Annotated in this window: 7 protein-coding genes and 1 riboswitch; of the genes, 4 read left to right on the top strand and 3 right to left on the bottom strand. The window is 50.4% G+C overall.

Going from position 1 to position 8,477, the window contains the following annotated elements; all coding sequences use genetic code 11:
• Nucleotides 1–397 precede the first annotated feature (397 nt).
• Entirely contained in the window at nt 398–2,101 is a 1,704-nt protein-coding gene (locus tag F456_RS0121250) for a methyl-accepting chemotaxis protein (RefSeq protein ID WP_018979037.1), read from the top strand.
• Between the two features lie 113 nt (nt 2,102–2,214).
• On the opposite strand, the gene F456_RS25105 is transcribed toward F456_RS0121250, so the two are convergent.
• On the bottom strand, nt 2,215–2,433 hold the full coding sequence (locus F456_RS25105) for a GNAT family N-acetyltransferase (protein ID WP_342342024.1): 219 nt from the start codon (nt 2,431–2,433) through the stop codon (nt 2,215–2,217).
• Nucleotides 2,342–2,746, bottom strand: coding sequence for a GNAT family N-acetyltransferase (locus F456_RS23300; protein WP_308423404.1), 405 nt, complete (start codon nt 2,744–2,746; stop codon nt 2,342–2,344). Before F456_RS23300 ends, F456_RS25105 begins: the two co-directional genes overlap by 92 nt.
• A 215-nt stretch (nt 2,747–2,961) precedes the next feature.
• Here F456_RS23300 and F456_RS0121240 point away from each other — a divergent pair, with 215 nt between their 5' ends.
• Nucleotides 2,962–4,665: a methyl-accepting chemotaxis protein gene (locus F456_RS0121240; RefSeq protein WP_018979036.1), complete on the top strand. Its 1,704-nt coding sequence runs from the start codon at nt 2,962–2,964 to the stop codon at nt 4,663–4,665.
• Nucleotides 4,666–4,851: 186 nt separating this feature from the next.
• Entirely contained in the window at nt 4,852–5,358 is a 507-nt protein-coding gene (locus F456_RS0121235; protein ID WP_018979035.1) for a HEAT repeat domain-containing protein, read from the top strand.
• 103 nt (nt 5,359–5,461) lie between these two features.
• Here the strand turns inward: F456_RS0121235 and F456_RS0121230 are convergent, their stop codons facing one another.
• Nucleotides 5,462–6,979, bottom strand: a complete 1,518-nt coding sequence (locus tag F456_RS0121230) for an NAD(P)/FAD-dependent oxidoreductase (protein WP_018979034.1) — start codon at nt 6,977–6,979, stop codon at nt 5,462–5,464.
• Nucleotides 6,980–7,099: 120 nt separating this feature from the next.
• A riboswitch (purine riboswitch) is annotated at nt 7,100–7,200 on the bottom strand.
• A gap of 555 nt (nt 7,201–7,755) precedes the next feature.
• On the opposite strand from F456_RS0121230, the gene F456_RS0121220 reads away from it, so the two are divergent.
• Nucleotides 7,756–8,283 (top strand): GrpB family protein, encoded by a 528-nt coding sequence (locus F456_RS0121220; RefSeq protein ID WP_018979032.1) that lies wholly within the window; start codon nt 7,756–7,758, stop codon nt 8,281–8,283.
• Nucleotides 8,284–8,477 lie beyond the last annotated feature (194 nt).

Genomic DNA, 8,477 nt, shown 5'->3' with positions numbered 1-8,477 from the left:
TGCAACTATTTCACATAAAAGTAAGGTTAGAAACGCGAAAACGCTGAAATAAGTGTATAGGAGCACTTATTTCAGCAAAAGTTAAAAATGTGAGAAAAATAAGTGTACAGGCGCACTTATTTTCTTTTCCCCCCTATTACATCTTCAATAAACTCTTTCGGATTTTGCGGAAATAGGTTTGCATACAGGCCCTAAGCATCCATAGATCGAAATCTCGGAACCTGTCAGGTTCCGAGATTTCCGTCTATGGATTTTTTTGCGTTACAAGGTCTTACAAGTTCTTTCCCTACTGCCGATATAACAAGCAAAAGCAAAATTCGACAAATTTAGACTTCCGAAACAAGAGATCGATTCTGTCTTTTCTTGTACTCGAAGTCCAACCAAGGAGGGTTACACAATGAAAAACTTAAATGTGCGCTGGAAAATTTTAATCCTGACCGTTATTTCCGCAATTCTGATTGCTGCGGTCGGTTACAGCGGATTTGATGCTACAAGAAAGGTTGCCGATGCTTCCGAACGGATGTACAACGAAAATGTAAAAGTCATGACCATTATTGACGAGGTTCGCGCCAACAATATTGCCAGACAGTCGTATGTGCTCGAAATGATTGTCACTACGGACTCCGCTACCATGCAGCAGCTGCATAACGAACTTCTTCAAGCCAAGGAAGCAAACAACGCTTTTTACGTACAGCTTGAAGAAATGCAAATGTCTGAGGAAATGCGTAAGCAATACGACATTTTTCAATCTATTCTGCCGGACTATCGCTCTGCTGTAGATGAAGTTGCCGATCTTGCCGAAGCCGGAGAAAACATTGAGGCATACAGTGTCTTCGCAGAAAAAGTACAGCCGATCCGCCAAGAAATGAACGAAAAGCTAAAAGTCATTCTGGAACTTCAAGCCCGTGAAGCGGAAATGAATAGCGATCGATCTACCCATCTTAAAAATGCTTCTATGATCCTGATCCTTTCTCTGCTTGTTGGCGGTACCTTACTGCTGCTTGCAGCCGGTTACGTGATCGCTCGCGCCGTATCAAATCCGCTGCGCCGTATCCAACAGCTGATGCAAAGCGCGGAAAACGGCGATCTCACTGTGCGAGCCGATTACGATTCCCGCGACGAGATCGGTCAGCTGTCATCTTCATTCAACGGAATGATTGCCGGTCTGCGCAGCATCATCCAGAAGGTGGACGAAAGTGCACTCACACTGTCCGCTTCTTCGCAGCAGCTGACCGCAAGTTCCGAGCAAACGTCCATTGCTTCCGGACACATTGCCTCTTCATCCAGCCAGCTGTCAGATGGCTTTGAAGAGCAGACTCGCACAGTGGCGGAAGTGAAAACTTCTGCCGAACATCTCGCCGACAATATGAGCCAAATCCAAGGCGGCAGCGAGTCGATCGCAGAGCTGGCCGGCCAGACCGAGCGCTCCGCCAACGACGGATTGAACGAAGTGCATGACGTCCTGCAGCAGATTCAAAATATCGATACAAGCGTCGAACATACCAGTTCCGTTATCGCCTCGCTGGAACGCCGGATCGAAGACATCGATGCGCTTGTCGCAGCAATTCAACAGGTCGCCAAACAAACCAATCTATTGGCGCTGAACGCTTCGATTGAAGCTGCCCGTGCCGGAGAAGCCGGCAGAGGCTTCAACGTAGTCGCCCAAGAGATTCGCAAGCTCGCCGAGTCGGCAGCCGAATCGGCCTCGCAGATCACCGAAACGGTTCACTCCGTTCAGGAAGAAAGCAAAAAAGCTGTCGTTTCAATGAAAGATGCTTCCGGTCTGGTCAAGCAGGGAGTCAAAGGCGCCGGCCGAGTATCCGAGTCGTTCACTTCGATTCGGGAATCGATCTCCGACGTTTCGGGACAGATCAGCGAAATTTCACGCTCGATCGCTTCCGCTTCCACTCAGTCTACCGAAATCGGACACGCCATGCAGAGCATCAGCCAGATCACCGAGCAGGGAGCGTCAGGCCTGCAGGAAGTCAGTGCCGCAAGCGAAGAACAGCTGTCTACGATGGAAGAAGTAAGCGAATCCGCTCGTCATCTGTCCAAGCTTTCCGAAGAGCTGAAGCAGGAATTGGCAAGATTCCAGCTGTAAGCGTCTGTGCTTCTATCCAACTGCATAACTGCATAACCAAAACCGCCGGATATATCCGGCGGCTTTTCCTACTATTACTGTGTCAACTTTAACTTCAACGATATGCGCAAAGATTACTTGAATTCATGCCGCAGAATCGAGTACAGCTCCGAATCGTGGAATTGGCCTTTGAAAAACAGATGCTCCCTTATCCGTCCTTCCCGCTTCATCCCAAGACGTTTCATAACTTTTGCCGAAGCTTCATTCTCCGGTCGGCAGGTCGCATAGATCCGGTGAACGTCCAATTGTTTCAAAGCCGAACTGCAGCAGAGCAAAAGCCGCCTCGGTGGCATATCCCTTCTTCCCGAAACGGGGATTAAAAGTATAGCCGATTTCCGCATTAAATCCTGCTTTGTGAATACCGCAGCCTCCGATCAGCCGACCGCTTTCTCGCAGGGTAACGGCCAGCTCATAGTTCATTCGCGGCCGTTCGCGCTGCATCTCGATGACCTGCGCTATGTATTCTCGGGTCTGCTCCTCCGTATTCGGTCCCCACATGGAATACTTCACGACCTGCGGATCCGAAGAATACTCGTGAATGGCCGCCCAGTCTTCCGGAACGGCGTCTCGTAGAATTAGGCGTTCGGTCTCGATGGTCATGCCCATGCTTGATCCTCCTTTTTTGCTTACGATTATGAACCAGCAGCGCACAGCTGGCAAGTATAGTTGAAGCTGCATAAGCTTTCAGCTTCATTTCAGCTAAGCTTTATAAACTAAGGCCAAGGATCTTATGATTCTTTGGCTTTAGTTTTTTGGAATTCAATCAATTTCTAAATAGTTAACAAACTACAACTAACTAACTACAACCTTGGAGGTCTATGATGAAAAATTTAAGTGTCCGTTGGAAAATCCTCATTTTAACCTGTGTTTCTGCTCTTCTGCTCGCTGCCGTCGGCTACAGTGGCTACGATGCCACGAAAAAAATGTCTGGAGACGCTCAACGCCTGTATGATGAAAACGTTCAGACGATGGCCCTTCTCAATCCGGTGCAGGCCAACAACCTTTCTATGCAGTCAGTTGTGCTCGAACTGATGATCTCTACCGATAACGCCCAACTGGACAAGCTGATTGACGCATTCTCCAAACTCAAAGAATCGAATACCTTGCTGTATACCAATCTGGAACAGCTGACCATGTCGGAGGCTGTGAATGAAAAATACGAAGCTTTCCTCGCAGTCGTACCGGATTACCAAAGCGCTCTCGACGAAGTCGTCCTACTGATTGAAAACAACCAAAACGTGCAGGCCTACTCTGCTTTCACTCAAAAGGTACAACCGCTTCGACAGGAAACAAACGATATGCTGCGTGAAATCACGACGCTGCTCACCGACGAGGCCAAAGCAAGCAGCGAAAAAACGCTTCTGCTCAAAAACGGTTCTCTGATTCTGATCCTTACCTTGCTGACCGTCGGTATCGCGTTGTCACTGCTCGTCGGCTATCTCATCGCCCGCGCTGTCTCCCGTCCGCTGCGCCGCATCCAGCAGCTGATGCAGGAAGCCGAAAATGGCAATCTAACCGTACGGGCCGAGTATGTGTCCCGGGATGAAATCGGTCAATTGTCGGATTCGTTCAACGGCATGATCGCCGGACTGCGCGGTATCGTGCGGAAAGTGGACGAAAGTTCCATGACGCTGTCCGCTTCCTCGCAGCAGCTGACCGCAAGCGCTGAACAGACGTCGGTCGCTTCGGGGCACATCGCGGCTTCTTCCAGCCATCTGGCCGACGGGTTCGAAGCGCAGGCGCAAACTGTGGCCGAAGTGACCCGTTCCGCCGAACGGCTCGCCGACAGCATGGACCAGATCCGTGGCAGCAGCGAATCGATCACGTCACTGGCCGGGCGTACGGAGCAGGCAGCTCATGCCGGTATGGAAGACGTGAACGACGTTATGCAGCAGATCCGCGACATTGACAGCAGTGTAGGCCGCACCGGCTCCGTTATCACATCGTTGGAGCGCCGCATTGAAGACATCGACCAGCTTGTCTCTGCAATTCAGCAGGTGGCAGAGCAGACTAATTTACTGGCGCTGAACGCTTCCATTGAAGCGGCCCGCGCCGGTGAAGCCGGCCGCGGCTTTGACGTAGTTGCCCAGGAAATCCGCAAACTCGCCGAATCGGCGGCCAAGTCGGCTTCGCAGATCACCGATACGGTGCGCGCTGTGCAGGACGAAAGCAAAAAAGCCGTCGCTTCCATGCAGGAAGCGTCGGGACGGGTCAAACACGGCGTCGATGGTGCCAGCCGAGTCTCTGAATCGTTCGCATTGATCAAGGAATCGATCGCCGACGTGTCGGGGCGGATTGGAGAGATCTCCCGCGAAATCGTCTCTGCTTCCGGTCGCTCCTCGGAGATCGGCCATGCTATGCAGAGCATCAGCCGCGTGACCGAGCAGGGCGCCGCCGGCCTGCAGGAAGTCAGCGCGGCGAGCGAGGAGCAGCTGTCTACTATGGAAGAAGTCAACGGTTCTTCCCGCCACCTGGCGCGCCTCGCGGAAGACCTGCAGCAGGAGCTGACCAAGTTTGCCCTGTAAGTTTCGCTTTCGTGACCTTTTATCTATATAGGGAAAACCGGCAGGATTTGCTGCCGGTTTTTTGCTGCCTGGAAATTCCGATTTTAAAAAGATGTAACGATCTGCTCAAGAGGATTGTTCAATAGATGAACAGTCATGAGCACTAGTTGATTTCACTTCTAAATAACTTTTAAAGGAGAGGTGACAATGTCGAATTTGAGCTTAGTAAGTTCCCAGATCATACAACTTGGCAGCTCGGATACCGATGAAGCAATGAGCGCAATACAAGGGTTGAAACATCAGGGAGAACAAGTGATTCCGATGCTTCTTGAGAGGCTGAAGTCAGAAGATGACTCTATACGTACTATGATTATTTTGGTCTTGGGAGAAATTGGCCCTAAGGCTGCCAAAAGTGCTGAACAGGTGGCAGGCTTTTTGCTCGAAAACGATGAACAACTTAAAATGGCCGCAGCTTTAACTTTAACAAGAATAGGAACAGAGAGCATTCCTCCATTAAAAAAGCTTCTTTATTCAGATAATCATAAAGCGCGCTTCTGGGCAGCATGGTCCATGTCATTTCTGGATCCAGCACAGCTTGATGCTCAAAGTATGGAATGCTTGAAGCAGCACCGTGAAGCGCCTGACAGTCCAATCGAAGGATTTGCTGCTGAAGAAGCGATTGCCAAAGTTTTAGCGCACAAAATTAATCTCTGAATTCAAATAACAGAGAACAAAATGGCTCAATAAAATGAAAAACCCCTTCGTTAATTAATCCGTAATCGGACAATACGAAAGGGTTTTTCGATTTTGAAGGAATTTAAGCCAATGTCCGCTCCACGGCCGGACGTCCAACTGCACCGGCCTTCTTCACCATACCGCGCGCGATATGCACGCCTGCCGCGCCGGCCTGTGCCAAACCGCGCGTAATTCCTGCGCCGTCGCCGCCGCAGTATAGACCGCGAATCTCGGTCTCGAGCGTCTCGTCCAGCTTCGGACGGGCAGAGTAGAATTTCGCTTCTACGCCGTAGAAGAGTGTATGCTCCGACGCGATGCCCGGCGTTACTTTCTCCAGCGCTTCCACCATCTCGATCAGACTCTTCATTGTGTTGTACGGCAGTACCAGGCCAAGATCACCCGGTACGGCTTCCTTCAGCGTAGGCTCCAGGAAGCCTTCGCGAATACGGTCCGGCGTAGAACGGCGTCCGCGCAAAATATCGCCGTATTTCTGGACGATCACACCGCCGCTGGACAGGTCGTTGGCGCGTTCGCAGATTTCGCGGGCATATTCGTTCGGCTTATCGAACGGCTCCGTGAACTTGTGCGACACAAGCAGGGCAAAGTTCGTGTTCTTCGAACCAAGTGCCGGATCTTTGTAGGAGTGGCCGTTTGCCGCCATAACGCCGCTGTGATTTTCTACGACAACGTGACCGGACGGGTTGCTGCAGAACGTACGTACGCGAGTGCCGACCGACGTGTTGAACACGAATTTGCCTTCATACAGATGCTCATTGATCTGGCGCATGACAACATCGGATGTCTCGACACGTACGCCGACGTCTACTTGGTTGTTGGTCAGCTTGAGACGGCGTTTTTTGAAGACTTCTGACAGCCAAGCTGAACCGTCACGTCCCGGAGCGATCATGACACGCGGCGCATGGTATTCCTCACCGTTTTTCAACCGAATGCCAGTAACCGTATGCTCTCCGCCTTCTTTGACAGTGATCAGGTCTTCCACTTCCGCTTTGTACTTCATCTCGACGCGCGGCTTCAGATATTCGAAGATCGACTTCAGAATCTCCAGATTCTGTTCCGTTCCGAGGTGACGAACTTCGGCGCGCAGCAGCTTCAGTCCCGCCGAATAGGCTTTCTGCTCAATATCGCGGATGGTATCGGTCGTCGGGTCGGTAATCGACTCCGTCGCACCGTGCTCCAAGTTGATGGAATCAACATATTGGATAAGTTCCAGCACCTGCGAAGGAGCCAGGTAATCCGTCATCCAGCCGCCGAACTCCGTTGTGATATTGAATTTGCCGTCGCTGTATGCGCCCGCACCGCCGAAGCCCGCCGTGATCGAGCAGGCCGGCAGACAGCCCGCGAACTCTTTGCGTCCCGCAGCCGGAGGACAGAACTGGACTTTGTTTTCCAAAATCGGACAGCGGCGTTTGTAGATATCATGGCCTTTGTCGACCAGCAGCACTTTCCAATCCGGCGCCTGGCGCGTCAGTTCATAGCTGGCAAAGATGCCTGCCGGACCTGCGCCGACGATGATGCAGTCGTACTGGGCGGAACTTCCGGCATTCTGTTCGTTGAGTTCAAGCGTAATGGAATCGGTCATGATCTGTAGTCTCCTCCTCTGATGGGCGCATACCGTGCTTGAGATTTTGGCAGACGGGTAGACGAATGCGATCAGAGCTCAAATTCTGAACGCGCAAAAAAGCCCGGCTGACGGCAGGTATGCGAAAAGCATCCTATCCGTAGCCGGGACTTTACGGTTCCCTGGTAGAGACTCCCGAACCTTATCTTCGAGAATATACGAATGATTATATGAATTAATTTGTTATTGTTCGCCTTTTAACAAAAGTAATCATAACCGATGAAGGTAAGTGAGTCAAGGTTGAATTTGAAATAATATTCGGTTTTCACTCTATATACACGATAGTCCTTATCTACTTCCATTTATAAAAACTAAAAATCACGAACATTTTTTATAAATTTTTAATCAAATATGTCCTTTTCAACATTTCCGCCCTGAACAGGATCTCTAAGCGAATCTTTAAGTAAATTCTGCCATTCGCCAAGTTCCTCTTCCTTTTCACCTTTGCGCAAAAATTCTACAACGAGGAACAGACGATCATCTCCGTGCATTGCCGTGTATTGCCGTGTATTGCGTTGCCTTGCCTTGCATTACTTACCGTGTATCGCAATCCGCCGCCGATGTATGACAATTTATTTCCAAGATCGGGCAGGACGTGCTTTTCGTGCATCGAATAATACCGAACAGCACCAAATAATATTGAATAACGTTGAAAAGATCGAAACCGGTACAATGCCTATCGCATATGCCGTTAAGTTTCTTATCAAGCAGGTTCGTTATTGAAAGGAGGCTTCCTAATGCAGGTTCGTTTATCGCCATACGATCCGGACTGGGTTCGACGTTTCGAGAAAGAAGCCGAGTTTCTGCGGACTGTATTTGGGGAAGAGATCGTTTCTTTCGAGCATTTCGGCAGTACATCTGTACCCGGCATGCAGGCCAAACCGGTAATCGACATGATGATGCTCGTACAGGATATTGAAGCGATAGATGGTTATAACGCCCAAATGACCGCGCTCGGATACGAGGCGGCCGGTGATTGGGGCATCCCGGGCAGACGGCTTTTCCGCAGAGGCGGAGAAAATCGGACTCATCACATCCATGTGTATGAGAAAGACCATCCGCAGATTACGCGCCATCTCGTGCTTCGGGACTATCTGCGCAGTCATCCGGATGAAACGGCGGCCTACAGCTTATTTAAAGAAAATTTGGCGTCAGTGCATGCGGAGACAAGCGGCTACAGCCCAGCTAAAAAAGCTTTTGTGAGCGACTTGGAAAAAAGGGCTCTGGCGTGGAAAGAGAAGCTTGGGAGAACTGAAGGTAGGTAGCTTATGGACCAGATTGTGCCCAGCATATCTCCCAAACAGCACTTCAACATCGATATAGGCATAAGTACGCAGCAGCTGCCAAATTGGCATCTGCACGATGCAAACAGTCGATACGCAAACAGTCGATACGCAAACAGTCGATACGCAAACAGTCGATACGCAAACAGTCGATACGCAAACAGTCGATACGCAAA

This window comes from Saccharibacillus kuerlensis DSM 22868 (assembly GCF_000378145.1).
Taxonomy (GTDB): Bacteria; Bacillota; Bacilli; order Paenibacillales; family Paenibacillaceae; genus Saccharibacillus; species Saccharibacillus kuerlensis.
This window is presented reverse-complemented; position numbering and strand designations above follow the sequence as displayed.